The organism is Pseudomonas sp. 13B_3.2_Bac1, assembly GCF_025466205.1.
Lineage (GTDB): Bacteria > Pseudomonadota > Gammaproteobacteria > Pseudomonadales > Pseudomonadaceae > Aquipseudomonas > Aquipseudomonas fluorescens_H.
Genome location: NZ_JANLOG010000052.1, coordinates 24,368 through 48,110 on the forward strand (window position 1 = coordinate 24,368; position 23,743 = coordinate 48,110).

Consider the following 23,743-nt stretch of genomic DNA (forward strand, 5'->3'; position numbering starts at 1 on the left):
TCGACCTTGTGCGCCAAAGCGGTTCATCGCAGCGTCGCTGCGCAGACCGACCGGTCGCAACTTGGTGCATGAATTGTCCGCGCGAACCGCTTTGGTGCCTTTTTAGCCTTCAGGTCTGCCTCTTTATGGAAAATCTGCAAAGCGCTGTGGACACACTGGTTCACAGTTCCAACACGTTGTTCATTCTGATCGGTGCGGTGATGGTGCTGGCGATGCATGCCGGTTTCGCCTTTCTTGAAGTCGGCACGGTTCGCCAGAAAAACCAGGTCAACGCGCTGTCGAAAATTCTCAGTGACTTTGCGGTCTCGACCCTGGCCTATTTCTTTATAGGCTATTGGATCTCCTACGGGGTGACCTTCATGCAACCGGCGGCGGTGCTGAGTGCCGATCACGGTTACGGTCTGGTGAAGTTTTTCTTCCTGCTGACCTTCGCCGCGGCGATCCCGGCGATCATCTCCGGCGGGATTGCCGAGCGCGCGCGATTCGTTCCGCAACTGTGTGCAACGGCGCTGATCGTGGCGTTCATCTACCCGTTTTTCGAGGGCATGATCTGGAACGGCAACTTCGGTCTGCAGGCTTGGCTGACGGCGCGTTTTGGCGCGGCGTTCCATGATTTCGCCGGATCGGTAGTGGTGCATGCGATGGGTGGCTGGCTGGCGCTGGCGGCGGTGTTGCTGCTCGGCCCGCGCAACGGGCGTTATCGCGACGGGCGTCTGGTAGCGTTCGCGCCGTCGAGCATTCCGTTTCTGGCGCTGGGTTCGTGGATTCTGATTGTCGGCTGGTTCGGCTTCAACGTGATGAGCGCACAGACGTTGCAAGGCGTCAGCGGTCTGGTTGCAGTCAACTCGTTGATGGCCATGGTTGGCGGCACGGTGGCGGCGTTGATTGTCGGGCGCAATGACCCGGGCTTTCTGCACAACGGTCCGTTGGCCGGACTGGTAGCGATCTGCGCCGGTTCCGACCTGATGCATCCGGTGGGTGCCTTGGTCACCGGCGCGATTGCCGGTGCGCTGTTTGTCTGGTGCTTTACCGCCGCACAAGTCAAATGGCGCATCGACGATGTGCTCGGTGTCTGGCCGTTGCACGGTTTGTGCGGGGTGTGGGGCGGGATCGCCTGCGGCATCTTCGGCCAGACTGCGCTGGGTGGTCTCGGCGGTGTCAGCCTGATCAGTCAGGTGATCGGCACCGCGCTGGGTGTGTTGGTGGCGTTGCTCGGCGGCTTCGTCGTCTACGGTGTGATCAAGGCCTTGCACGGCCTGCGCTTGAGTCAGGAGCAAGAGTATTACGGCGCCGACCTGTCGCTGCACAAGATCGGCGCGGTGAGTCAGGACTAGGCTTCCTTGTCTTCGGCGCCGGGATAAAACCCGTGCAACAGGCGATAGCGGTCGATGCGCACTTGATCGATCTGCTCCTGCACCTGATGCGCCGGCAGGCCGAGCATGATCAAGGCATGGGAGGCGAGCATCAGGCTCGATTCCAACAGTTCCGGCACCACTTCGGTGGCGCCGGCCGCTTTGAGTTCAGCCCATTGGCTATCGTCGCGGGTGCGCACCAGAATCGGGATCTGTGCATTGAGCCGGCGCGCTTCCTTGAGAATTCGCAGGCTGACATCGCTCTGATCCACGGCGATCACCAGCAGCCGCGCGCGCAACAGTCCGACGGCGGTCAGCAGGTCGCCGCGTGACGAGTCGCCGTAATGCACCTCGCTTTCGCCGGACGCGGCTTCCTGCACGCGCACCGGATCGTTGTCCAACGCGATATAAGGCTGATTGGCATTGCGCATGAAGCGGCCGATGGACTGGCCGACTCGGCCGTAGCCACAGATCACCACGTGTTGATCCAGACCGGCATTGAGGGCGCTGATTTCCTCGATTTGTGCCTCCTGGTTCGGCTTGCGGTGCAGGCGCGCGGCGATTTTCGGCGCGGCGCGCAACAGCAACGGTGTCAGCAGCATCGAGCAGAAGGTGGCCGCGAGCAGCAGGGCGCCCAACTCGGCAGGGAGCAGTTGGTTCTGTTGCATCTGCGCCATCAAGGCGAAGCAGAATTCCCCGCCCTGCGCCAGGGCCAGGCCGCTGCGCCAGGCGGTTTCATGATCGCTGCCGCGCCACTTGATCAGGAGTGCGACGACCGTGCCTTTGATCAGCATCAGGCCGAGGGTCAGGCCGAGAATCAGCACGCTGTGACTGATGAACAGTTGCAGGTCGATCAGCATGCCGATGCTGACGAAAAACACCCCGAGCAGGATGTCGCGAAACGGCCGGATGTCGGCCTCGATCTGATGGCGATAGTGGCTCTCGCCGAGCAGCATCCCGGCCAGAAATGCGCCAAGGGCAGGGGACAGGCCCAGCAGATGCGTCAGCCATGCGGTCAGCAGCACAATCACCAGCGCCAGCAGCACGAACAATTCCGCCGAGCGGGACGCGGCCACTTCATGGAACAGCCGTGGCAGCAGCCAGCGGCTGGCCAGCAACAGACCGAAAAACAGCACCACGGTCTTCACCAGCGTCAGCGGCAAGGCCCAATACCAGGCTTGCGCGCTGCTCCCGGCGAACACCGGCACCAGGGTCAGCAACAACACCGCGACCACGTCCTGAAACAGTAAGACCCCGACCGCGTTCTGCCCGTGGCTGCTGAACACTTCGCCCAGGCTGCTCAACTCCTTGGTGACAATCGCCGTCGACGACAACGACAGCCCGGCGCCGAGCAACATTGCCGGGGCCAGCGGCATGCCCAGCAGGATCAGCACCAGCCCGAGCACCCCGGTGCTGAGCAATACCTGCTGACTGCCCAGGCGAAACACTACCTGGCGCAGCGCGATCATTTTCGACAGGGAAAACTCCAGGCCCAGTGAGAACAGCAGGAACACCACGCCCAACTCGGCCACGTCCGGCAGGTGTTCGCTCTCGTTGACCCAGTTGAACGCGGTCGGCCCCACCATCAGGCCCACGCAAAGATAGCCCAGCACCGGCGGCAAACGCAGGCGGCGGAACAGGGCAATCATCACCAGGGATGAGGCGAGGATGATCAACAGGTTGGCAAACACAAGACACTCCGATGTCAGGCTCAGGCTTCTCAAGCGTAGAGGCAAAAAGCCCGGGAGCATCGCCTGATTGGCTTTTCCGTGGACTGATTTGCGTCAGGGTTTTGCGTGTTTCCCGCCGTGTTCGGGTCTTCGGGCAGCAGTCGCTCGACGGGTTTTCGAGGCAGGCCTAGAATGAACGCTCACTTTTCCGGTTGAGCGATCATGCCTCCTGAATGTCAGTTGTTCGGCACCTTGGGATGCCATTTGTGTGAGTTGGCAGAGGCCGAACTGATGCCGCTTGTCGAGCATGGGCTGTTGGTGGAGCTGGTGGACATCGCTGAAAGTGAGCCGTTGGTTGAGGCTTATGGGCTAAGAATTCCGGTACTGCGCCGAATTGATACCGGGGCCGAGTTGGACTGGCCTTTCGACGCCGATCAAGTGGTTGCTTTCCTGCGTTGATCCTCGTTCCGCTGGTCACTCCTGCACAGGCAGTCCTTGGCACTCTAGGGTTTATTCGGTTACTGTATGTTCATACAGTAATTGGAAAGGCCTGCTGCTTTTGATGACGTGAGCAGGTGAATCCGGCAGTCAGAGGGACGAACCGTGGTCAATGTCGAACAGTTGAAGAACAGCGTGAACCGGATGTCGGTTGACGTGGTGCGCGAGGCGGTCCTCGAGTTGCGCCTGGACGGGCTGGTCACGGAGGGCAAGACGCCTTTCAACAAACTGCATTTCAACACCTGTTTTGCCGAGATCGAGGCGCTGTTCCAGCGTGCCGGTTATCACAAGCAGCTGGATGTGGTCGGTTATCAGGGCTTGCTGTACGCCTTGTATGACCCGGGGCGCTGGGAGGCGGTCGATGTGCTGCGCTGGCTCAAGGAGTTCACCGAAGCCGCGGCGCTCAAGTCGATTCCGGCCTGAGCGGGCCGCAGATTCTGCGCTAGGTTCGTTGCGCTCAGTGTTGGATAATGCCGGCCTGCATTGAGGGTTCGAATTTCCGTATGTCCACACCAACATTTTCCGCTGCTCAGAATCAGGCCAGCACCCTTTACCTGCCTCCGGGGGCGTGGCTTACCGTGCTGGATTGCCTGTGTGAGCATTTCAGTGCGATCAGCCGCGAGCAATGGCTGGACAGAATCGCCCGGGGCCGGGTGCTGGATGGTCAGGGGCAGCCGATTGCGGTGGATCTGCCGTACAAGGAAGGCCTGCGCATTCACTACTTCCGCGAAGTGCCGGATGAAAAACCGATTCCGGTGCTCGAGTCGATCCTGTATGCGGACGAGCATCTGGTGGTGGCGGACAAACCGCATTTTCTGCCGGTGACACCGGCCGGTGAATACGTCGAGCAGACGTTGCTGCGCCGTCTGATCCGTCGCCTCGATAATCCGCATCTGGTGCCACTGCACCGCATTGACCGGCACACGGCGGGGCTGGTGATCTTTTCCGCCAACCCGCAAACCCGCTCGGCTTATCAGTCGTTGTTCCCGACCCGGCAGATCGATAAACGTTATGAAGCGATCGCCCGTGCGCTGCCGGAACTGGAATTTCCCCTGGTGCACAAAAGTCGCCTGATCGACGGCGAACCGTTCTTCCGCATGCAGGAAGGCCCAGGTGTCGCCAATACTGAAACGGCGGTGGAAGTCCGGGAAAAGAATGGTGATCTGTGGCGCTACGGCCTGTACCCGGTGACGGGCAAGAAGCATCAGCTAAGGGTGCATATGACCGCGCTAGGGGCGAGTATCTGTAATGATCCGTTCTACCCGGATGTGTTGAAAGACGTTGAGGATGACTATGCCAATCCGTTGAAGCTGTTGGCACAGGGGCTGCGGTTTGTCGACCCGGTGACCGGCGAAAAACGCGAGTTCGAAAGTCAGATCACCCTGCAGTGGTGACGCCATTCACTTTCCCGCTCCCATGAAAAAGCCCGCATTAATGCGGGCTTTTCTGTATCCGGTGTCGACGTAAAGCTTACAGCTCTTTAACGGTACGAACCTGATCCTTGTTGATGCGGGTCTCTTTGCCGTCGAGTTGTTTGAACTCGTAGAAGCCCGAATCTTCATCGTATTTCGGGGTGTCGACGGCCTGGATTTCGCGACCGTCATTCAAGGTGATCACTGTTGGCGACGAGCAACCAGCGAGAGTTGCCAGGCCCAGTGCGAGCATGAAAGTGGCGAGGGTCCGTTGAGTCATGGGTGTGTCTCCGAATGGGAATACTTTGGTTACTGAGCTTGAGACGTGTACAAGGCGTGAGAGTTCCTTGAGTGCTGTCAGTCTGACACAGTGTTATGCGCATTTAACAGTTCGGGGGTGTTCAGGTTGGCCAGTCGCGGGTCATTGTCGGGGCATTGCAGGGCCGTCGCGCCGAGGTTGCGCATGACCCGGCCAGGGCTGCGTTCGCCGGTATTCCAGGCGGTTTCGAACACGGGCAGCAGCGCGACCGGAATCACACACAGCAGCGGTTCCCAATGGTCATCGTGACGCAGCATTAAAGGTTTCTCAGGAAACCGGCCCGCGGTTTCACGCATGTCCTGCAGCAGTGCAGCGTCGATTCGCGGCACATCGCAGGGCAGCACCAGCAAGTGCGGCAGGCGGGCGGCTTTGAGTCCGGCAAGGATACCGGCCAGAGGACCGGGAAAATCGCCCTCTTCATCGCTGACCAATTGATCGGCGTACGCGGCATAACGCTCACGATTGCGATTGCAGGAGATGATCAGATCGTCAGTCAGCGGCCGGACCTTGCGCTGCAAGTGCGCAATCAGCGGCTGACCCTGCCACTCGATCAGCCCTTTGTCCTGGCCACCCATGCGCTGGCCGCGTCCGCCTGCCAGGAGCAAAATGGAACAAGGTGGCAATGGCGTATTCGAGGTCATGGCAGCTCTCCAGCAGGGCGGCGAAAAATTCGGGCGCTGTGATATAACACCGGGCTGTTTCTCCTACAACTGGACGAGCCTAATGAAAGCCAAGGCCGATGTACCTTTTGCACCGCTGAACATTGCGGTGCTGACTGTCAGCGACACCCGAACCCTGGAAACCGACACATCAGGCCAGGTCTTCGTCGACCGTCTGACCGCTGCCGGCCACCGTCTGGCCGAGCGGGTCCTGCTCAAAGATGATCTGTACAAGATCCGCGCGCAAGTTGCCCACTGGATTGCCGAGGACGTGGTGCAGGTTGTGTTGATTACCGGCGGCACCGGTTTTACCGGGCGTGACAGCACGCCTGAAGCCGTGGCTTGTCTGCTCGACAAGCAGGTTGACGGATTCGGTGAACTGTTCCGCCAGATCTCGGTGGTTGATATCGGTACATCAACCGTGCAGTCGCGAGCTCTGGCCGGTCTGGCCAATGGCACGCTGGTGTGCTGCCTGCCAGGTTCAACCAATGCGGTGCGCACCGGTTGGGACGGGATTCTCGCCGAACAGCTGGACTCTCGGCATCGCCCATGCAATTTCGTACCTCACCTGAAACAGGCAGCGCCTTGTGAATCCCGTGGGTAAGCCGGGCAAGACTGGCAGTCTGATGCCTGTCGAGGAAGCGCTGGCCCGCCTGCTGGAAATGGCTGACGCTTCGCCGATTGTCGAGCGCGAGTTTCTGCCGTTGGCTGAAGTAGAGGGGCGGGTGCTGGGCGACGACCTGATTTCGACTCTGGATCTGCCGCCCTGGCCAAACAGCGCCATGGACGGTTATGCCCTGAATCTGGCGGACTGGACCGGCGAACCGCTGCCGGTCAGCCAGAAAGTGTTCGCCGGGCAGGCGCCTGAGCCATTGAAGCCCGGTACCTGCGCGCGGATCTTCACCGGTGCGCCAGTGCCAGCCGGGGCCGATTGCGTGGAAATGCAGGAGAACGCCGAGGTTCTGACCGACGGCAGCGTCCGCTTCATCGAAACCATGAGTGTCGGTCAGAACATTCGCCCGCAGGGGCAGGAAACCACTGTCGGTGAGTTGATCCTGGCGGCAGGTACCCGACTGGGACCGATCGAGCAAGGTCTGGCGGCGTCGCTGGGGTGTGCCGGCCTGAATGTTGTACGCAAGGTGCGAGTTGCGGTGCTGTCCACCGGCGACGAACTGGTCGAGCCGGGTCAGCCGTTGGGGCCGGGGCAGATTTACAACAGTAATCGGGTGGTGTTGTGCAGTTGGTTGCAGCGCCTGGGTTGTGAGGTGATTGATGCCGGCATTCTTCCGGACGATCTGGCCACTACGCGGGCGCGTTTGGGCGACTTGCGGGATGTCGACCTGATTCTGTCGACCGGCGGCGTTTCGGTGGGCGAAGCGGATTTTCTTGGCATCGCGTTGAGGGAAGAGGGCGAGCTGGCGCTGTGGAAACTGGCAATCAAACCGGGCAAACCGCTGACCTTCGGCCATTTTCGCAAGGTGCCGGTCATCGGCCTGCCGGGTAACCCTGCTTCGACTCTGGTGACCTTTGCTCTGCTCGCGCGGCCCTATTTGTTGAGGCGTCAGGGCGTACAGGATTCAGAGCCTCTGAAGTTTACGGTGCCGGCAGGTTTCGTCTGGCCTGTGGCCGGCAATCGGCGCGAATACTTGCGCGGTCGACTCGAACAGGGGCGGGCAGTCATTTACCGCAATCAAAGTTCCGGTGTGCTGCGCAGTGCTGCCTGGGCGGATGGCCTGGTAGAAGTGCTGGAAGGCCGTACGCTGGCAGAAGGCGATGAGGTTGGGTTCATTCCATTGAGCGACCTGCTCGGCTGATCCGCGCCTGGTGACTGCAGGCTCGACCGATACCGCGTCGATGCCTGCATTTCTTCCGTCAATGGCTCATCAGTGTGACCAACTGATCGAACCGGCTGTTGGCAACCCATCCCAACAGTCCCAAGACCACCGCCGTAGCACCCGCCGAATAGGCGAGACGGTGCTTGATGGTCTTTACATCCCCGCGGACTTCGTCCATATCGCGACGAATGTATTTGAGGTGGGTTTCCAGTTCGGTCACGCGCGGTTCCATATCAACTTCTCCAGCGGTTCTGGCGTTTTTTTTGAAATCGGATTTGTGACTGGTGCGACTTTCACCGAGAGGGACAATCGGACTAGTTGGAATTTTGGCTTCATGGCTGGACATGGAAATGTCCATCGGCTGTTTCAAATGTAAGCGCGCTGGCCTTCCCGTCATTCCAACTGTCACCAGCACCGAGGGTGTATCCACTCATTACCTGCACGTCCTTGTGTTGTTAAATCGAAGATTGATACCACCTGCACACGGTGAATCAATGATCGAGTCTGGTCAATTGAGCCGATTCCTCACATATCGTAAGAAAAAATACCGCTGTGTAGGACTGCAACAGGCAATCGTTTGAATTAAATGGAATTGCCATGGCTTTTTTGCGGGTGCCAGAGGTCAAGATGTTTCATACCGATTCAACCGTGGGGAGTGACCGTTATGAGTGAGCGCAGGGCGCTGTTGATTTTGCATGGCAAGCAGGCACTCAATGAGGCGGTGCGCGCCGCCGTCGAAGCAAAGCGCGAGCAGGGCTGGGAGCTGGCAGTGCGTCTGACCTGGGAGGCGGGTGACGCTCAGCGTCTGGTGGAGGAGGCACTGGCAGGCGGTTATCGGCAGATCATCGCCGGGGGTGGTGATGGTACGTTGCGGGATATCGCTGAAGCCCTGGCGGCGCATGCGCACAAGGCCAGTCTGGTGCTGCTGCCGCTGGGCACGGCCAACGACTTTTCCCGCGCGGCGGGGATCCCGCTGGAGCCGGCCGAGGCACTTGAGCTTCTCGATGTACCGCCGCGTGATATTGATCTGGGCGAAGTTGGCGGGCAGATTTTCCTCAACATGGCCACCGGTGGTTTCGGTAGCCAGGTGACGGCCAATACGTCCGAGGATCTGAAAAAAGTGTTGGGTGGGGCCGCCTATCTGTTCACCGGTTTATCGCGCTTCAGTGAGTTGCACGCGGCCTATGGCGAACTGCAGGGGCCGGACTTTCACTGGCGTGGCGAGCTGCTCGCGTTGGGTATCGGCAACGGCCGCCAGGCGGGCGGTGGACACGTATTGTGCCCGCAGGCGCTGGCGGATGATGGCCTGTTGGACATCAGCATTCTGCCCGCGCCACAGGAGTTGGTGGGCACGCTGAAGAATCTGCTCAGCGATGGTTTCGGCCTCGATAACATGTTTGTGCGCGCCCGCTTGCCCTGGGTTGAAATCAAGGTCGCTGAGGGCTTGAGCATCAATCTTGACGGCGAGCCGCTGACAGGCGAAAGCCTGCGCTTCGAGGCCCGTCCGGGAGCATTGCGGGTGCACTTGCCCGAGCATTCGCCGCTGTTGGGCAGTGCCCGGTCGGTCAGTCGTCCAGGCTGATGATCTGCTCGCGTACCGCGAACAGTACCAGGCCCGCCACGTCGTAGATCTGCAGGCGTTTCATGATCTGCGAACGATGGGTTTCGACAGTCTTGATGCTCAGGCCCAGACCGTTGGCGATTTCCCGGGTGGATTTGCCGCGTACGATCAACCGCAGGATCTCCAGCTGGCGTGCCGTCAGGTTGTGCGAGTCGGCCACTTCCGGCTGGTTTTTCTGCGTGCGGGTCAGTGCCTGATTGATCACGGTGTGGGCGATCGCCGGGCTCAGGTAGCGTTCGTTGTTGCGCAGGGCTTCGAGGGCATGTTCAAGCTCGGTGGCCGTCGTGTCCTTGAGCAGATAACCGTGCGCCCCGGATTCCAGTGCCTGCATGATCAGCGCCGGATCGGTATGCATCGACAGGATCAATACCTTGCTTTGTGGCCGCACGCGCTTGAGCCGTTGCAGGGCTTCCAGGCCTCCGGTTTCCTTCATCGAGATATCCAGCAACACGATATCGGGTACCAGTTGCTCGACCATTTCGAGCAGCTGCGAGCCATCGCTGGCTTCGCCAACGACTGCGTAACCGGGAATGTCGAGCACCAGAGCACGCACGCCGGCCCTGATCAGCGAGTGGTCATCCACCAGAAGTAAGTTACAAGTCAACGCATAACCTTATTCGTACTGGCCCGCTCGAGTGCACGGGGCGCCCAGGGGAATAGTGCTTCGATTTGAGTACCTTTGCCCGGCTCGCTGATGACGTTCAGCGTGCCGCCCAACTGTTCGATCCTTTCGGCCATCCCGGCCATGCCGCGCTGTCCTTCCCGCCCCGGATCCGCAGCAGGCGCAAACCCTTGGCCATCGTCACTGATCAACAACGTCAGGCCTTGCGGCAGTCGTTGCACGCGGATCAACAGGTTGCTGGCCTGCGCGTGACGCAGAATGTTGGTGACCGCTTCCTGGGCAATGCGAAAGGCGGCGACTGCCATTTCTTCGGGAATCCCGTTGAGCCGCTGCTGGCAATCGAGGCTCCAGTGCACCGGCGTGTTGGCCAGAGTCTTGAGCAAGTGCGCACGCAGACTGGCCTCCAGCCCGAGGCTGGTCAGTTGGCGCGGATTGAGGATAGCTGACACGTCGCGCACCTTGTTCAGGGTTTCCTCAAGGGTTTCGCAGAGTGTCGAGCATTGCTCTTGCAGGTCTTGCGGCAGACGTCTTTTCAGCCATTCGCTTTGCAGCTTGGCCGCCGTCAGCAACTGACCGATATCGTCGTGCAGTTCGCGGCTGAGCCGGTGCCGTTCGTTTTCCTGGACTTCCAGCAAGCGGTCGGCGAGCTCCTGAGGCTGGAACTTGATCGATTTGCGTGACAGCCGATATTGCACCCAGACACAAGCGGTGGCGGCGATGTTCAACAGCAGCAGACCGAGTGAGAGTGGCGCCGAAAAACCGTAGGTCAGCAAGCTGCCAACGGCTGCGCTGACACACAATATGAGCGTGAACCGGCGTGCATTTTCCCGGGAGGGTGGCCATGTGGTGATTGACTTGAGGCTGGCGTACATAACGGATGGAGCCAATAGATGTTCGCTGCGGGCAGACCGGCCGGTGGCGGGCGGATCTCTGTCTGAAAATGCTGTCAATTATGTTATTGATTTTAACCGGGGTCAGTGAACGACATTTGACCGCAAACTTCGATGGATGCCTGTCACTGAATCACTGTGCCATTAAATTGAAAGCAACTAATGGCCGGCATAATACCACTTAAGATACCGTTGGTCGCGTTTGCCATATATGTCCATTGAGTCATGAAAGAGGCCATGTTGGACGTGAGTTCCATAATGGAAAAGTCGCTTTATTGTGTTCGATAGATATCGATGTTGCTCGAAGTTGATCGTTACACGGACACAGGCAAACCCTGAGGCCGCAGGAAAATTTCCGCTGGTGTCAGGTGTGATTATTTAATTCGGTTTGTCGCTGGCAGGTATGAACTATTCAATTGCGACATTCAGCGGTGCGGATCAGCTATCTGGATTCGTGCAATTTCAGCACTGAATCAGGCCTGCCGTTCCGAATAAGACATGAGTGACAACGGTTGAGTCGCAAGTGACGGCTGAAATTCACCTTGACCTACCTGGAACGCGAAGGCTTCGATCAGGGAGGTCTGTTCGCTGGCGTCCAGGCTCAACTGGCCAGTGTTCTGATCGACCAGTTCGATTTGCCAGGCCATCAGGGTGAAACAGTCTTTGAGCGCATCCAGAGCCTGTGCATGCAGGTCGATATGTTCCGGCGCGTGGTCGAGCAGGCTGTGAATATGCAGGGAAAACTCGGAAATCGCCTCCAGTGCCAACGCTTCTGCACGGCTCGCAAGCTTGAGCAGGGTGCTGCGCATGCAGTCGATGGCGTCCTTGTCGTTGCTGATCAGTTGCAGGTGGCTCAGGCATTCTTCGGACTTGGCCAGGAGTGTTTCAGCTTCGACGAGAAATTCGGGGAAGCGTTGTGCCCAGTCTTTGCGGTCGATTGGCATGCTTATCTCCACAGCGTCATGTCTGATGAGGGAATGCCGTGTGTGTCGACGATCATGAATCGTCGGGAGATCGCGCCCCACCGTGCAAGTGCACTGGCTGAGGTTTTCCAGAGGGTAAGGTTCCACTGACCTGCGATCGCACACAATAGCCTGACTCCGTTCATGCAATGAGAATGGCGTCACATTAATGGCTATTGGATATTGCGAACATCAGGTTGGGCCTGATTGTTACTAGGGGATTCCCTTACACGCGGGAACCTGTGACGCCAACCGTGGTCGCGCCAGAAGAGAATGTAGCAGATGAAAACACCGAGCCAGTAAACCATGATGTTAATGTGACATCAATGCCTGTGTATGGCATTTTGATACTGATTTCTGTGGGGATCAAGAATCGCCATAAACAGCCGATAACCCCTCAATAGTGAATTCATCAGAACAAGCCCAGGAGTCATTGATGGCCGGCATTCTCGACACGGTAGACCAACGCACGCAACTGGTGGGTGAGAATCGCCTGGAAATTCTCATGTTTCGACTGGCCGGACGCCAATTGTTCGCGATCAACGTGTTCAAGGTTCAGGAAGTTCTGCAATTGCCGAAGCTGACCCTGATGCCGCAGCGCCACCCGTTTGTCTGCGGCGTGGTCAACCTGCGCGGCCAGACGCTGCCGGTGATCGACCTGTCCCAGGCGATCGGCATGCGTCCGCTGGTGCCGGGCCCGAACAGCACCATCATCGTCACCGAGTACAACCGTTCGGTGCAGGCTTTCCTTGTCGGTGGCGTGGATCGCATCGTCAACATGAACTGGGAAGCCATTCTGCCGCCGCCGACCAGCGCCGGGCGCCAGCATTACCTGACCGCGATCAGCAAGGTTGACGATCAACTGGTGGAAATCATCGACGTCGAGAAAGTCCTCGCCGAGATCGTCCCGTACAACGCCAAGGTCTCGCGTGACAAGCTCGACGATCCGGTGCTGGAACGTGCCCGCGGCCGCGAAGTGCTGCTGGTGGACGACTCCAACGTAGCGCTGTCGCAACTGCGCGACACCCTTGGCCAGCTCGGGGTGAAGATGCACATCGCCAGTGATGGCCTGAAGGCACTGAACATGCTCAAGGCCTGGGCCGATACCGGGGTGAACATGACCGACAAACTGCTGATGGTGTTCACCGACGCGGAAATGCCGGAAATGGACGGCTATCGCCTGACCACCGAGATCCGCAACGACCCGCGCCTGCGTGGCCTGTACGTGGTGCTGCACACCTCGCTGTCCGGCAGTTTCAACGACTCGATGGTGAAGAAGGTCGGCTGCGACAACTTCCTCTCCAAGTTCCAGCCGGACAAACTGGTCGATGTGGTGCGTCAGCGCCTGATGCTCGATGAAGTGCCAGCCTGATCACACCACCACACCGCTCCTGTAGGAGCTGTCGAGTGAAACGAGGCTGCGATCTTTTGATCTTTAAAGTCAAAGTCAAAAGATCGCAGCGTGCCGCAGCTCCTACATTGTCGTGCAGTGCCCGAACTCTGCCTTTGATTCACAGATAAAGCTCGTATAGGGTGGCTTTTTTGCCCATCAGGAAGCTGGACATGCTGCGTCTGAGTGCGCTTTATCGTTACCCGTTGAAATCCGGCAAGCCCGAGATTCTGCAATCGATTGGCCTGGATAAACTTGGACTGGAAGGTGACCGACGCTGGATGCTGGTAGACGAGGCCAGCGGCCGCTTCCTGACCCAACGGGCCGAAGCGAAAATGAGCCAGCTCTCGGCGCTGTGGAATGCGCAGGGCGGCCTGACCCTCAGTGCGCCCGACCACACCGCGCTGGATATCCCGTTGCCCGAGGACGATGCTGAGCTGCGCGGCGTGACCATCTGGCGTGACACCCTGCGCGTGCCGGATGCCGGTGATGAAGCGGCCCGCTGGGTCAGCGATTTCATCGGCAAGCCGACCCGTCTGGTGCAGGTGCCACTTGATCGCGCGCGCATGACGCAGGCCGGTTATGGTCGCGAGGATGATCAGGTGGCATTCGCCGACGGTTTCCCGCTGTTGCTGATTGGTGAGGCGTCGTTGCAGGATCTGGTGCAAAAGGTCGGACGACCGCTGGAGATGTTGCGTTTCCGGCCGAATCTGGTGATCGAAGGCAGTGCGGCGTTCGCCGAAGATGGCTGGAAGCGCATTCGCATCGGCGCTGTCGAATTCCGGGTGGTCAAGCCGTGCTCGCGCTGCATCCTGACCACCATCGATCCGCAGACCGGGGAGCGCAGTGCCGATCGCGAACCGCTGGCGACCTTGCAGAAGTACCGCGCCCAGGCCGATGGCGCGATGTTCGGGCAGAATCTGGTCAACGACAGCAATGGGCGACTGGAAGTCGGTATGCCGGTGGAAATCCTCGAATAATCAAGGCCAGAAATGAAAAATGCCCGTGTCCATGGACACGGGCATTTTTTTGCACCGGGAAAAGCCGTGGGCTTAGCCGCGGTATTCGCACAGGTAAGCGGTATCAACAGCGACTTTTAGCTGGAACTTGCTGTTGGCCGGCACGTTGAACTGGCTGCCGGCGGCGAAGGTTTCCCAGTCGCTGCTGTCCGGCAGCTTTACGGTCAGTGCGCCGGAGACCACGTGCATGATTTCGCGCTGAGCGGTGCCGAATTCGTATTCGCCCGGGGCCATGACGCCGATGGTCGCCGGACCTTCAGCGGTGCCAAAAGCGATCGACTTGACGGTGCCGTCGAAGTACTCGTTGACTTTGAACATGGGCGATTCCTCTTGAATGGGGCTTAAAAGGGTTAAAAAGGGCCGGCCAGTATGCACAAGGCTCCCGGCGCCGTCACCTGCCCGGGGTGTGTCCGGCGAGTTCTCGCCCTGACTTCAGAGTGGCAAGACCAGCGGCAGCAACCGCGCGGTGTTGCGCGCATCTTCCAGGGCCCGATGCTGTTGACCGCTGAACTGCATGCCGGCCAGTTGCAGCGCGCCATTCAGGCCCAACGGTCGTTCCAGTCGCCGCGCCTTGGCAAAGCGCTGTTTGAGGTTCATGTGCTGCACCCGGCTCAATACGCTGTCGAGTTGCAGGCGCTGCCACTCCTGGAGCAATTGCTTGCGGTCGTAATCGCCCCAACTGGCCCAGCCCTCGAGGCGCGTCTGGTGTTGCCCGAGCCAGCGTTCGAACGCCGGCCAGACCTCGCTCAACGGCTGCGCGGCGTCGATGTTGGCTTGGGTGATGTGGGTGAGCTCCCGACAGAACGGCGTCAGCAACGGCCGCCGGGTCGGTTTGACGAACCGCTGAAAGTGATCCTGCTCGCGACCGGCACGATCGACCAGCGTCGCGCCGATTTCGATGATTTCCATTTCCGTAACCGGCCAGCCACCTTCATCTGTGGTGGCTTCCAGATCAATGACCAGCCAATGGGGCATCGCAGGTTTCCTGATTTACGCGTCCTGATAGATCAGAGCGTAGTCAAACCTCGCGTTTGCGCCTGGCGACTCACTCGACCTGCAACAGAACCTGACGATTTTTTACCTGATCGCCGACCTTGACCTGCACCCGCTTGAGCACGCCGTCGATGCCGGCCTTGAGCGGATGCTCCATTTTCATTGCCTCCAGCACCACCAGCAACTGACCCTTGCTGACCGGGCTGCCTTCGCTGACCAGCACATCGACGATGGCACCGTCCATCGGCGCCTTGAGTGTGCCGGAGCTGACGCTGCTCTGACTGCTGATGAGCGCATGAGTTCGATCCTCCAGGCGCAGGCTGCCGGGGTGGGTGAACAGCCAGAGTTCTGCACCATCGACCCGATAGGCGTGACGCTGGCGCAGGCCGTCGACTTCCAGCGTCACCGCGCGCTCGTCGCAATCGATGACGGTCAGCGCCAGCGCGCGCTGCATCACGTTCACGGTGAATCGGCCAGCGCCGTCCGCAAGCAGCTGCAAGGTCCAGTCCCGTTCTTCCACACCGAGACGGTAATTGAGCGGCACGCCGGCATTGTTGCGCCAGCCCTTGAGTGGCGCACGATGCGCCCGCGCGCCAGACTGATAAAACAGCACGGCGGCGATGGCCAGTTCCTCCGCACCGGGGTCGTAGGCGTGCAGGCAAGGGTGGTCAGTGAAGTGCTGAGCAATGAACGCGGTGCTGAACTCGCCGCTGATGAACTGCGGATGTTGCAGCAGGCTGACCAGCAAACGCTGATTGGTCTGCACGCCGAGCAGCACGCTGTCCTGCACCGCGCGCAACAGTTTGCGCCGCGCTTCTTCGCGGGTGGCGCCGTGGGCAATCAGTTTGCCGAGCATCGGGTCGTAGAACGGGCTGACCCACTGACCTTCGCGCAAGCCGTGATCGATCCGCGCACCCGGAGTGACTGCCGGTTCCCAAGCCTGGACACGACCGGTCTGCGGCAGGAAATTCTGCGTCGGATCTTCGGCATACAGACGCACTTCCATGGCGTGGCCGTTCAGCGCGACCTGATCCTGAGTCAACGGCAGCGGCTGCCCTTCGGCGACGGCCAATTGCCAGGCGACCAGATCCTGCCCGGTGATCAACTCGGTCACCGGATGCTCGACCTGCAGACGCGTGTTCATTTCCAGAAAGTAGAACTGCCCACGGGCATCGAGCAGAAACTCGACGGTGCCGGCACCGACGTAATTCACCGCTCGGCCAGCCTTGAGCGCCGCTTCGCCCATGGCCTGACGCAACTCGTGGGTCATCACCGGGCAGGGTGCTTCCTCGATGACTTTCTGATGGCGGCGCTGCACCGAGCAGTCGCGCTCGCCGAGGTAGATCAGGTTGCCGCGATGATCGCCGAACAGTTGTACCTCAACGTGCCGTGGTTCGATCAGCGCCTGTTCGAGGATCAGTTCATCACTGCCGAAACCGTTCAGCGCCTCGGAGCGGGCGGTGCGCAATTGCGCCGGCAACTCGTCGCTGCTGTGCACCAGGCGCATCCCGCGTCCACCCCCGCCAGCGCTGGCCTTGATCATCAGCGGGTAGCCAATGCGCTCGGCCTCGCGCAGCAAGGTGGCGTCGTCCTGCGCGGCGCCTTGATAGCCGGCAATACACGGTACGCCGGCTTCGAGCATGGCGATTTTCGACAGGCGTTTGCTGCCCATCAGTTCGATGGCGTCGGCGCTGGGGCCGATAAAGGTCAGGCCGGCCTCTGCGCAGGCGCGGGCGAATCCGGCATTTTCCGAGAGGAAGCCATAGCCGGGATGAATCGCGTCGGCACCGCTGCGGCGGGCGGCGTCGAGGATCGCCGGGATGTTCAGGTAGGACTGTTGCACCGGTGCGGCGCCGATGTTCACCGCTTGATCGGCCATCTGCACGTGCAGGGCATTGGCGTCGGCATCGCTGAATACGGCAACGGTGCGATAGCCGAGGGCCTGGGCGGTGCGCTGGATGCGGCAGGCGATTTCACCGCGGTTGGCGATCAGGATTTTGTGGATGGCGGGCATGGTGATCTTCCTGAGTATTTGGCGGTGGGTTGGCTGGCCTCTTCGCGAGCAAGCCCGCTCCCACAAGGAATTTGCATCGTTCACAAAACCTGTGGGAGCGAGCCTGCTCGCGAAGCTTTTAAGGGGCCCACCCAGGTTTACGTTTTTGCACAAAAGCCAGGGTGCCCTCGATCCCTTCGGCCCCGGTCACCGCTTCGCTGAACCACCGCGCCGCTTCATCCAGCAATTCACTCGAAGGCTGACCGGCACTGGCCAGCAGCAGCTTTTTGGTTGCCGCATTCGCTTCGGGCGCGCAGCACAGAACATGGTCGATCACTTCATCGAGGCGTTCGGCCAGCGCTTGCGGATCCTGCTCGACAAAATGCACCAGCCCCAACCGCCGGGCCTGATGGCCATCGAAGCGCGCGGCGGTCAGTGCCAGGCGACGGGTTTCGGTCAGGCCGATGCGTTGCACCACGAACGGAGCGATCTGCGCCGGCAGCAAACCGAGGCTGGTTTCCGGCAGACCGAATTGCGCTTGATGGTCGGCCATTGCGATATCGCTGACACATGCCAGCCCGAAACCACCACCGAGCACTGCGCCCTGTAAAACGGTGATCAGCACTTGTGGTGCGTCCTGAGCTTCTTGCAGCAGGGCTCCAAAGGCGCGGTTCAACTCGCGGTAAGCGTCGGCCCCTTGGGCACGGGCATTGGCCATGTCCTTGATGTCGCCACCCGCACAGAAATGTCCACCGGCACCGCTGAGGACCAGAGCGCGCACCCCGCGGTCATCGCGCACCGCCGCCAGCACCGCACGCAGCTCGGCGACCATTTGCAGGCTCATCGCATTGCGGCTTTCCGGGCGATTGAGGGTGATGTGCAGCACGCCGCCGTGCTGTTCCAGCAACAGCGTCTGGCAGTCGGGCAGGGCGCTCATTTCTTTTTCCCCGGCAGGATGCCCATCAGTTTGCAGATGATCCCCAGCATGATTTCGTCGGCGCCGCCGCCAATCGAAACCAGCCGCACATCGCGATAGGCACGGGCCACCGGGTTGTCCCACATGAAGCCCATGCCGCCCCAATATTGCAGACAGCTGTCGCTGACTTCACGACCGAGGCGTCCGGCCTTGAGCTTGGCCATCGACGCCAGGCGTGTGACGTCCTGGCCCTTCACATACTGCTCGGTGGCCTGATAGACCAGCGCCCGCAGGCATTCGATTTCGGTCTGCAATTCGGCGAGGCGGAAGTGAATCACCTGATTGTCGATCAGCGCGTTGCCGAAGGTCTTGCGCTCCTTGCAGTACTCGATGGTGCTGTCGACGCAATATTCCAGACCCTTGATCATGTTCGCCGCGCCGAACAGGCGTTCTTCCTGGAACTGCAGCATCTGCATCATGAACCCGGCGCCTTCGTGGCCGATGCGGTTGCGCTGCGGCACACGCACGTTATCGAAAAACACCTGCGCGGTTTCCGAGCTGCGCATGCCGAGCTTGTCCAGGTGCGAGCTGAGGCTGATGCCCGGGGTGTTCATCGGCACCATGATCAGCGACTTGTTGATGTGCGGCTTGTCGTCCGAGGTGTTGGCCAGCAGGCAGATGAAGTCGGCACTCGGTGAATTGGTGATCCACATCTTGCTGCCGTTGATCACGTAGTCGTCGCCGTCCTTGCGCGCGCTGGTCTTGAGCCCGGCGACGTCGGAGCCGGCACCGACTTCCGAGACTCCGATGCAGCCGACCTGCTCGCCGCTAATCGCGGGGCGGAGGAATTCGTCGCGCAATTCATCGGAGCCGAAGCGGGCCAGCGCCGGGGTGCACATGTCGGTCTGTACGCCGATCGACATCGGAATGCCGCCGCAGTGGATGGTGCCAAACTCTTCGGCGGCGACAATCGAATAGCTGTAGTCGAGGCCCATGCCGCCGAATTTTTCCGGCTTGGAAATCCCCAGCAACCCGAGGTCGCCGGCCTTGCGGAAAATCTCGTGGATCGGAAAGCGCCCGGCCTGTTCCCATTCATCGACGTGCGGGTTGATTTCGTGCTCGACGAATTGGCGGACGGTGCGGCGCAGTGCTTCGTGTTCCGGGGTGAAGATCATTTTTATTGTTCTCCTTGGGATCCGTGGCAGTCAGAAGCGGCTGACGCCGAAGCTGTTGGGTTGCAGCGTGCGGATGTCGGCTTCATGGCAAATATCCAGCAGGTATCCGAGCAGGGTGCGGGTATCGCGTGGGTCGATCAGGCCGTCGTCCCACAGGTTGGCGCTGCCGTAGAGCGCGGTGGACTGGCTGTCGAGTTTCTGCGCGGTGACCTGTTCGAGCATGTCGAGCATTTTCGGGTCCGGCACCAAGCCCTCTTTGAGCTGTTTGGCCTCGGTGACGATGCGCAGCACCTTGCCGGCCTGCGCGCCGCCCATCACCGCGGTGCGGCTGTTGGGCCAGGCAAAAATGAAGCGTGGATCGAGACCGCGCCCGCACATCGCGTAATTGCCGGCACCGTAGGAACCGCCGACGACAATCGTCAGTTTAGGCACTCGGGCATTGGCCACCGCTTGAATCAGTTTCGAGCCATGTTTGATCACGCCTTGCTGCTCGGACTCGGTGCCGACCATGAACCCGGTGGTGTTGTGGAAAAACAGCAGCGGCGTCTGGCTCTGGTCGCACAGCTGAATGAACTGCGCGGCCTTGCTCGCCCCGGCGGGGGTGATCGGGCCGTTGTTGCCGATCAAACCGCAGGCGCGACCGTGGATTTTCAGTTGGCCGCAAACGGTGTGTTGATCGAACTCGCCCTTGAACTCAAGGAACTCGGATTCATCGGCAATCCGCGCAATGATTTCGCGCACGTCATAGGGCTTTTTCGGGTCGTCGGGGATCAGTCCGAGCAGTTCGTCGATCGGGTACAGCGGCGCCTTGTATTGCGGCTCGGGCAGCCACGGCAGTTGCTCGTTCCACGGCAGCATGCGCAGGATCTCGCGCACCAGCCGCACGCCATCGGCATCGTTCTCGGCCAGGTACTCGGCGGTGCCGGCGACTTGCGCGTGCATCTCGGCGCCGCCCAGCTCTTCATCGGTGGCGACCTCGCCCGTCGCGGCTTTGAGCAGCGGCGGCCCGGCAAGAAACAGCTTGGCCTTGCCGCGTACCACCACCACGTAATCCGACAGCCCCGGTTGATACGCGCCACCCGCCGTGGCCGAACCATGCACCACGGTAATTTGCGGCAGGCCCATGGCTGACATGCGCGCCTGATTGGCAAAGCTGCGCGCACCCTCGACGAAAATCTCCGCGGCATAGTTGAGGTTGGCCCCGCCGCTCTCGGCCAGGGTGATCACCGGCAGTTTGTTTTCCTGGGCGATCTGTTGCAGGCGCAGGGACTTTTTCAGGCCTGTCGGGGAAATGGTGCCGCCCTTGATCGCGCTGTTGTTGGCCACCACCATCGCGCGTATGCCGGACACGTAACCGATGCCGGCAATCAGGCCACCGCCGGCGGCGCTGCCATCCTTGTCGTCGTGCAGTTTGTAGCCGGCCAGGCTCGCCAGTTCGAGGAACGGTGCGCCGGGGTCGAGCAGCAGATTCAGGCGTTCGCGGGGCAGCAGTTGCCCGCGCTTGTCGAATTTGGCCTTGGCTTCGGCAGCCTTGTTCAGCAGGTTCTGTTCCAGTTGCTGGACGTGCTCGATGGCCGTGAGCATCGCCGCCTGATTGCGAGCGAAGGCCTCACTGTGCGGATCGAGTTGGGACTGGATCTGCGGCATGGCTTACTCCTTGTCCTTGAGGACGTCGGGCAAGTACGCCCGATGGAAACCGTTGAACGACTCGCTGTGGCTCGCCTTGTGCAACGGCCATGCGCGGCTGCCGAGACTGGCCGCGCCATCGATTTTCAAGGTGCTGCCGCTGATGAACGCCGCCGCCGGACTGAGCAGGAAAACGATCGCCGCACTGACTTCCGATTCGGTACCGATGCGCTTGAGCGGCACATGTTCGCGCAGGGTCGGGATCACTGCTTTGAACGCGCCCTCATAAGTATCCATGCCGCTGGACGCGATCCAGCCCGGCGCCACTGCATTGACCCGCACCCCGGCGTAACCCCATTCGAACGCGGCGGTCTTGGTGAAGTTGTCCATCCCCGAACGTGCCGCGCCGGAATGGCCCATGCCGGGCATGCCGCCCCACATGTCGGCGAGCATATTGACGATGTTGCCACCGTGCTTGCTCATCGACTGGTTGAACACTTCCCGGGCCATCAGGAAGCCGCCGACCAGATTGGTCCGCAGCACGGTTTCGAAGCCTTTCTGATTGATCGAGGCCAGTGGCGACGGGTACTGGCCGCCGGCATTGTTGACCAGACCGTGGATCGGCCCGTGTTCGGCGATCAACTCAGTGACCAGTTGTTTCACCGCTTCCTCATCACGGATGTCGCAGGCTTGCCAGTGCGCGCGGCCACCGTCTTCGGTGATTTCAGCGGCGACCTTTTGCAGTTTTTCCGGCTTGCGCCCGACCAGCAATAGATTGGCCCCGAGCGCCGCCAGTTCATGGGCGGTGCAGCGCCCGATACCGCTGCCGCCACCGGTGACGATGATGTTCTGGCCGCTGAACAGATCGGCACGGAAAATTGACTCATAAGCCATGACGCGAATCCTCTAGTCGAGCTGTTCGGCGATGCTCTGCGGCACCGGGATCTGGATTTCCAGCAACTGCTGGGCGAAGGCCTTGCCCTGTGGATCGATACGCAGACTCGCGACACCGCCACCACCGAGGGCGTTTTCCAGCAGGAAATTCAGGCTGTGGGTGCCGGGCAGGTACCAGCGCTCGACCCGGCCATGAATCGGGTCGAGCACGTGGCTCATCCAGTCGACAATCACTGCCGGCGTCAGCGCTTCGGCGATCCACGGCAGGTATTCGGGGCGGCGCGGCAAGACGCCGATGTTGCTGTGGTTGCCCTTGTCGCCGGAGCGCGCCACCGCCAGTTTCACCAACGGCACACTGGCGTCGGCGCGGCCCTGGGGTTTCGGTGGCTGGTCGGGGGTGGGCAGATCGTGGCTGTCGAGGGGGATTTTCGCGGGCAGGGCGCAGGGGTGCTGTTCACCGGCCATATCGACTTGCAGGGTGCAGGCGTTTTTGTCGATCAGGAACGAGAACAGGCGAATCAACGGATACACCGTCGGCCGTCCGCCGACGATGCCGGTCAGTCCCGGTGCCATGCCAGTGGCGGCCTGGGCGATTTCCCGAGAGAACAGCACCAGCGCCTGTTTCAGTGGATGGCGCACGGCGAGTTTGATCACCACCTCGCGGCTGTCCCGACGCTGGCCGTGAGGGCCGTAAGTGGCTTCGCTGCCGAGCAGTTCGATGTCGACTTCGCTGTAGGGCGGCCAGCCGCGTTGGCTGAACATTTCCGAGGTCTTGTCGATGATCGCCTGGCTGACGCGCCGGGCCTTGTCCACCGCATCGATACCGGCGATCAGGCAACTGGCGGTGCAGCGGAAACCGTCCGGCCAGGTCGCGCTGACCTTGTATTTGTCGCGGGGCGGCAGGCCTTTGGCGCCGTGGACGTGCACGGCGTTTTTGCCTTGTTGCTGCAGTTTGACCTGAGTGAAATCGCAGACCACATCCGGCAACAGATACGCCTGCGGATCACCGATTTCATAGAGCATCTGCTCGCCAACCGTCAGCGGCGTCACCAATCCGCCGGAGCCTTCGGGTTTACTGACGATGAACTGGCCGTCGGCGCTGACTTCAACGATGGGAAAACCGATGTGTTCGTAATCCGGCACGTCGCGCCAGTCGGTGAAGTTGCCACCGGTGCATTGCGCGCCGCATTCGATGATGTGCCCGGCCAGCGCGGCCTGGGCCAGTTTGTCGTAGTCGTGCCACGCCCAGCCGAACTCATGCACCAGCGCCGCACTGACCACCGCGCTGTCGACCACGCGCCCGGTGATGACGATGTCGGCGCCCAGACGCAGGGCTTCGACGATGCCCGGTGCGCCGAGGTAGGCGTTGGTCGATACGCACATCGGCGGCAGCGGCGCGCCGTTGAACATTTCGTGGATGCCTTGGGCGGCAAGTTGCTTGAATTGCGGTTGCAGGTCGTCGCCGAGCAGCACGGCGATTTTCAGCTTGACCCCGGCCTTGTCGCAGGCGGCTTGCAGGGCGGCGGCACAGGCTTTTGGATTGATCCCGCCGGCATTGCTGATGACGCGGATTTTCTGTTCAGCCAGTTGCGGCAGCAGCGGGGCGAGCACTTCGACGAAGTCCCCGGCGAACCCGGCCTGTGGGTCCTTCATACGGGCGCCGGCCATGATCGACATGGTGATCTCGGCCAGGTAATCGAACACCAGATAATCCAGCTGTCCGCCGGCCACAAGTTGTGCGGCGGCGGTACTGGTGTCACCCCAGAATGCGCTGGCGCATCCGATCCGAACGGTGGTGGGCATTTTTATCTCCGACTCAGGAACCTGCGACAGAAGTGGCTGGAGGCTACCAAGCAAGCGCTTGGTTTGTAAACCACTGAAATATCTTCTGCCCAAG

At 60.6% G+C, this 23,743-nt stretch carries 23 protein-coding genes and 2 pseudogenes; 9 read left to right on the forward strand and 16 right to left on the reverse strand.

Features of this window, described 5'->3' with window-relative positions; genetic code table 11:
- Positions 1 to 125: 125 nt before the first annotated feature.
- Entirely contained in the window at positions 126 to 1,334 is a 1,209-nt protein-coding gene (locus NTD85_RS08345; RefSeq protein ID WP_103483818.1) for an ammonium transporter, read from the forward strand.
- Here NTD85_RS08345 and NTD85_RS08350 read toward each other — a convergent pair.
- Positions 1,331 to 3,043, reverse strand: a complete 1,713-nt coding sequence (locus tag NTD85_RS08350; protein ID WP_003226730.1) for a cation:proton antiporter — start codon at positions 3,041 to 3,043, stop codon at positions 1,331 to 1,333. The genes NTD85_RS08345 and NTD85_RS08350 overlap by 4 nt on opposite strands.
- Before the next feature lie 201 nt (positions 3,044 to 3,244).
- On the opposite strand from NTD85_RS08350, the gene NTD85_RS08355 reads away from it, so the two are divergent.
- From NTD85_RS08355 to NTD85_RS08365, 3 genes are all read left to right on the forward strand, one after another.
- On the forward strand, positions 3,245 to 3,481 hold the full coding sequence (locus NTD85_RS08355) for a glutaredoxin family protein (RefSeq protein WP_103483816.1): 237 nt from the start codon (positions 3,245 to 3,247) through the stop codon (positions 3,479 to 3,481).
- A gap of 144 nt (positions 3,482 to 3,625) precedes the next feature.
- Complete coding sequence (locus NTD85_RS08360; RefSeq protein ID WP_003226726.1) at positions 3,626 to 3,943, forward strand: transcriptional regulator; 318 nt, start codon at positions 3,626 to 3,628, stop codon at positions 3,941 to 3,943.
- Between the two features lie 80 nt (positions 3,944 to 4,023).
- Positions 4,024 to 4,914 carry a pseudouridine synthase gene (locus NTD85_RS08365; protein ID WP_262141929.1) on the forward strand — a complete coding sequence of 297 codons (891 nt, stop codon included), beginning with the start codon at positions 4,024 to 4,026 and terminating at the stop codon, positions 4,912 to 4,914.
- Positions 4,915 to 4,990: 76 nt separating this feature from the next.
- Here NTD85_RS08365 and NTD85_RS08370 read toward each other — a convergent pair whose 3' ends face one another.
- Both NTD85_RS08370 and mobA read right to left on the reverse strand, forming a co-directional pair.
- Positions 4,991 to 5,212 (reverse strand): YgdI/YgdR family lipoprotein, encoded by a 222-nt coding sequence (locus NTD85_RS08370; RefSeq protein WP_003226722.1) that lies wholly within the window; start codon positions 5,210 to 5,212, stop codon positions 4,991 to 4,993.
- A gap of 77 nt (positions 5,213 to 5,289) precedes the next feature.
- Positions 5,290 to 5,892, reverse strand: a complete 603-nt coding sequence (gene mobA, locus NTD85_RS08375; protein ID WP_262141930.1) for a molybdenum cofactor guanylyltransferase MobA — start codon at positions 5,890 to 5,892, stop codon at positions 5,290 to 5,292.
- An 82-nt stretch (positions 5,893 to 5,974) separates the two neighbouring features.
- On the opposite strand from mobA, the gene moaB reads away from it, so the two are divergent.
- Both moaB and glp read left to right on the forward strand, forming a co-directional pair.
- Positions 5,975 to 6,514: a molybdenum cofactor biosynthesis protein B gene (gene moaB, locus NTD85_RS08380; protein WP_262141931.1), complete on the forward strand. Its 540-nt coding sequence runs from the start codon at positions 5,975 to 5,977 to the stop codon at positions 6,512 to 6,514.
- Complete coding sequence (gene glp / locus NTD85_RS08385; protein WP_262141932.1) at positions 6,498 to 7,724, forward strand: gephyrin-like molybdotransferase Glp; 1,227 nt, start codon at positions 6,498 to 6,500, stop codon at positions 7,722 to 7,724. Before moaB ends, glp begins: the two co-directional genes overlap by 17 nt.
- A gap of 58 nt (positions 7,725 to 7,782) precedes the next feature.
- Here glp and NTD85_RS08390 read toward each other — a convergent pair whose 3' ends face one another.
- Positions 7,783 to 8,091 carry a hypothetical protein gene (locus NTD85_RS08390; protein ID WP_177434688.1) on the reverse strand — a complete coding sequence of 103 codons (309 nt, stop codon included), beginning with the start codon at positions 8,089 to 8,091 and terminating at the stop codon, positions 7,783 to 7,785.
- A gap of 318 nt (positions 8,092 to 8,409) precedes the next feature.
- Here NTD85_RS08390 and yegS point away from each other — a divergent pair, with 318 nt between their 5' ends.
- Entirely contained in the window at positions 8,410 to 9,327 is a 918-nt protein-coding gene (gene yegS, locus NTD85_RS08395; protein WP_262141933.1) for a lipid kinase YegS, read from the forward strand.
- On the opposite strand, the gene NTD85_RS08400 is transcribed toward yegS, so the two are convergent.
- The 3 genes from NTD85_RS08400 to NTD85_RS08410 all read right to left on the reverse strand — a co-directional run bounded on the left by NTD85_RS08400 (position 9,311) and on the right by NTD85_RS08410 (position 11,822).
- Positions 9,311 to 9,970, reverse strand: a complete 660-nt coding sequence (locus NTD85_RS08400; protein WP_003226712.1) for a response regulator transcription factor — start codon at positions 9,968 to 9,970, stop codon at positions 9,311 to 9,313. The two genes, yegS and NTD85_RS08400, sit on opposite strands and share 17 nt — an antisense overlap.
- Positions 9,967 to 10,860, reverse strand: coding sequence for a sensor histidine kinase (locus NTD85_RS08405; protein ID WP_003226710.1), 894 nt, complete (start codon positions 10,858 to 10,860; stop codon positions 9,967 to 9,969). The genes NTD85_RS08400 and NTD85_RS08405 overlap by 4 nt, the downstream gene beginning before the upstream one ends.
- A gap of 491 nt (positions 10,861 to 11,351) precedes the next feature.
- On the reverse strand, positions 11,352 to 11,822 hold the full coding sequence (locus NTD85_RS08410; protein ID WP_103483810.1) for a hypothetical protein: 471 nt from the start codon (positions 11,820 to 11,822) through the stop codon (positions 11,352 to 11,354).
- Positions 11,823 to 12,276: 454 nt separating this feature from the next.
- Here NTD85_RS08410 and NTD85_RS08415 point away from each other — a divergent pair, with 454 nt between their 5' ends.
- Both NTD85_RS08415 and NTD85_RS08420 read left to right on the forward strand, forming a co-directional pair.
- Positions 12,277 to 13,212: a chemotaxis protein CheV gene (locus tag NTD85_RS08415; RefSeq protein ID WP_003226705.1), complete on the forward strand. Its 936-nt coding sequence runs from the start codon at positions 12,277 to 12,279 to the stop codon at positions 13,210 to 13,212.
- Positions 13,213 to 13,403: 191 nt separating this feature from the next.
- Positions 13,404 to 14,210, forward strand: a complete 807-nt coding sequence (locus NTD85_RS08420) for an MOSC domain-containing protein (protein ID WP_003226703.1) — start codon at positions 13,404 to 13,406, stop codon at positions 14,208 to 14,210.
- Positions 14,211 to 14,282: 72 nt separating this feature from the next.
- On the opposite strand, the gene NTD85_RS08425 is transcribed toward NTD85_RS08420, so the two are convergent.
- The 9 genes and pseudogenes from NTD85_RS08425 to NTD85_RS08460 all read right to left on the reverse strand — a co-directional run bounded on the left by NTD85_RS08425 (position 14,283) and on the right by NTD85_RS08460 (position 23,649).
- Complete coding sequence (locus tag NTD85_RS08425; protein WP_003226701.1) at positions 14,283 to 14,567, reverse strand: pyrimidine/purine nucleoside phosphorylase; 285 nt, start codon at positions 14,565 to 14,567, stop codon at positions 14,283 to 14,285.
- 114 nt (positions 14,568 to 14,681) lie between these two features.
- Positions 14,682 to 15,224, reverse strand: a complete 543-nt coding sequence (locus NTD85_RS08430) for an exonuclease domain-containing protein (protein WP_003226699.1) — start codon at positions 15,222 to 15,224, stop codon at positions 14,682 to 14,684.
- 70 nt (positions 15,225 to 15,294) lie between these two features.
- Positions 15,295 to 15,654 (reverse strand): annotated as a pseudogene (locus NTD85_RS27725) (acetyl-CoA carboxylase biotin carboxyl carrier protein subunit); the annotation flags it as partial.
- A gap of 125 nt (positions 15,655 to 15,779) precedes the next feature.
- Positions 15,780 to 17,256: pseudogene (locus NTD85_RS08435) on the reverse strand (acetyl/propionyl/methylcrotonyl-CoA carboxylase subunit alpha); the annotation flags it as partial.
- Between the two features lie 118 nt (positions 17,257 to 17,374).
- The gene (locus NTD85_RS08440; RefSeq protein ID WP_226501865.1) at positions 17,375 to 18,172 is read right to left on the reverse strand and encodes an enoyl-CoA hydratase/isomerase family protein; all 798 of its coding nucleotides are present in this window, start codon (positions 18,170 to 18,172) and stop codon (positions 17,375 to 17,377) included.
- Positions 18,169 to 19,326, reverse strand: coding sequence for a citronellyl-CoA dehydrogenase (atuD, locus tag NTD85_RS08445; protein ID WP_003226692.1), 1,158 nt, complete (start codon positions 19,324 to 19,326; stop codon positions 18,169 to 18,171). Before atuD ends, NTD85_RS08440 begins: the two co-directional genes overlap by 4 nt.
- A gap of 30 nt (positions 19,327 to 19,356) precedes the next feature.
- Positions 19,357 to 20,973: a geranyl-CoA carboxylase subunit beta gene (atuC, locus tag NTD85_RS08450; RefSeq protein ID WP_262141935.1), complete on the reverse strand. Its 1,617-nt coding sequence runs from the start codon at positions 20,971 to 20,973 to the stop codon at positions 19,357 to 19,359.
- A 3-nt stretch (positions 20,974 to 20,976) separates the two neighbouring features.
- A complete protein-coding gene (locus NTD85_RS08455; protein ID WP_201136957.1) occupies positions 20,977 to 21,846 on the reverse strand; it encodes an SDR family oxidoreductase in 870 nt (289 codons plus the stop codon).
- A 12-nt stretch (positions 21,847 to 21,858) separates the two neighbouring features.
- On the reverse strand, positions 21,859 to 23,649 hold the full coding sequence (locus tag NTD85_RS08460; RefSeq protein ID WP_262141936.1) for an acyclic terpene utilization AtuA family protein: 1,791 nt from the start codon (positions 23,647 to 23,649) through the stop codon (positions 21,859 to 21,861).
- Positions 23,650 to 23,743: the final 94 nt, after the last annotated feature.

Excerpts from the sequence above, each read along its gene's own strand:
- atuD (WP_003226692.1), bottom strand. The coding sequence starts at position 19,326 with ATGATCTTCACCCCGGAACACGAAGCACTGCGCCGCACCGTCCGCCAA.
- NTD85_RS08390 (WP_177434688.1), bottom strand. The coding sequence starts at position 8,091 with ATGTCCAGCCATGAAGCCAAAATTCCAACTAGTCCGATTGTCCCTCTC.
- atuC (WP_262141935.1), bottom strand. The coding sequence starts at position 20,973 with ATGCCGCAGATCCAGTCCCAACTCGATCCGCACAGTGAGGCCTTCGCT.
- NTD85_RS08405 (WP_003226710.1), bottom strand. The coding sequence starts at position 10,860 with ATGTACGCCAGCCTCAAGTCAATCACCACATGGCCACCCTCCCGGGAA.
- moaB (WP_262141931.1), top strand. The coding sequence starts at position 5,975 with ATGAAAGCCAAGGCCGATGTACCTTTTGCACCGCTGAACATTGCGGTG.
- NTD85_RS08455 (WP_201136957.1), bottom strand. The coding sequence starts at position 21,846 with ATGGCTTATGAGTCAATTTTCCGTGCCGATCTGTTCAGCGGCCAGAAC.
- NTD85_RS08440 (WP_226501865.1), bottom strand. The coding sequence starts at position 18,172 with ATGAGCGCCCTGCCCGACTGCCAGACGCTGTTGCTGGAACAGCACGGC.
- NTD85_RS08355 (WP_103483816.1), top strand. The coding sequence starts at position 3,245 with ATGCCTCCTGAATGTCAGTTGTTCGGCACCTTGGGATGCCATTTGTGT.
- NTD85_RS08345 (WP_103483818.1), top strand. The coding sequence starts at position 126 with ATGGAAAATCTGCAAAGCGCTGTGGACACACTGGTTCACAGTTCCAAC.
- NTD85_RS08370 (WP_003226722.1), bottom strand. The coding sequence starts at position 5,212 with ATGACTCAACGGACCCTCGCCACTTTCATGCTCGCACTGGGCCTGGCA.
- NTD85_RS08430 (WP_003226699.1), bottom strand. The coding sequence starts at position 15,224 with ATGCCCCATTGGCTGGTCATTGATCTGGAAGCCACCACAGATGAAGGT.
- yegS (WP_262141933.1), top strand. The coding sequence starts at position 8,410 with ATGAGTGAGCGCAGGGCGCTGTTGATTTTGCATGGCAAGCAGGCACTC.
- NTD85_RS08425 (WP_003226701.1), bottom strand. The coding sequence starts at position 14,567 with ATGTTCAAAGTCAACGAGTACTTCGACGGCACCGTCAAGTCGATCGCT.
- NTD85_RS08460 (WP_262141936.1), bottom strand. The coding sequence starts at position 23,649 with ATGCCCACCACCGTTCGGATCGGATGCGCCAGCGCATTCTGGGGTGAC.
- NTD85_RS08365 (WP_262141929.1), top strand. The coding sequence starts at position 4,024 with ATGTCCACACCAACATTTTCCGCTGCTCAGAATCAGGCCAGCACCCTT.
- mobA (WP_262141930.1), bottom strand. The coding sequence starts at position 5,892 with ATGACCTCGAATACGCCATTGCCACCTTGTTCCATTTTGCTCCTGGCA.
- NTD85_RS08415 (WP_003226705.1), top strand. The coding sequence starts at position 12,277 with ATGGCCGGCATTCTCGACACGGTAGACCAACGCACGCAACTGGTGGGT.
- NTD85_RS08420 (WP_003226703.1), top strand. The coding sequence starts at position 13,404 with ATGCTGCGTCTGAGTGCGCTTTATCGTTACCCGTTGAAATCCGGCAAG.
- NTD85_RS08410 (WP_103483810.1), bottom strand. The coding sequence starts at position 11,822 with ATGCCAATCGACCGCAAAGACTGGGCACAACGCTTCCCCGAATTTCTC.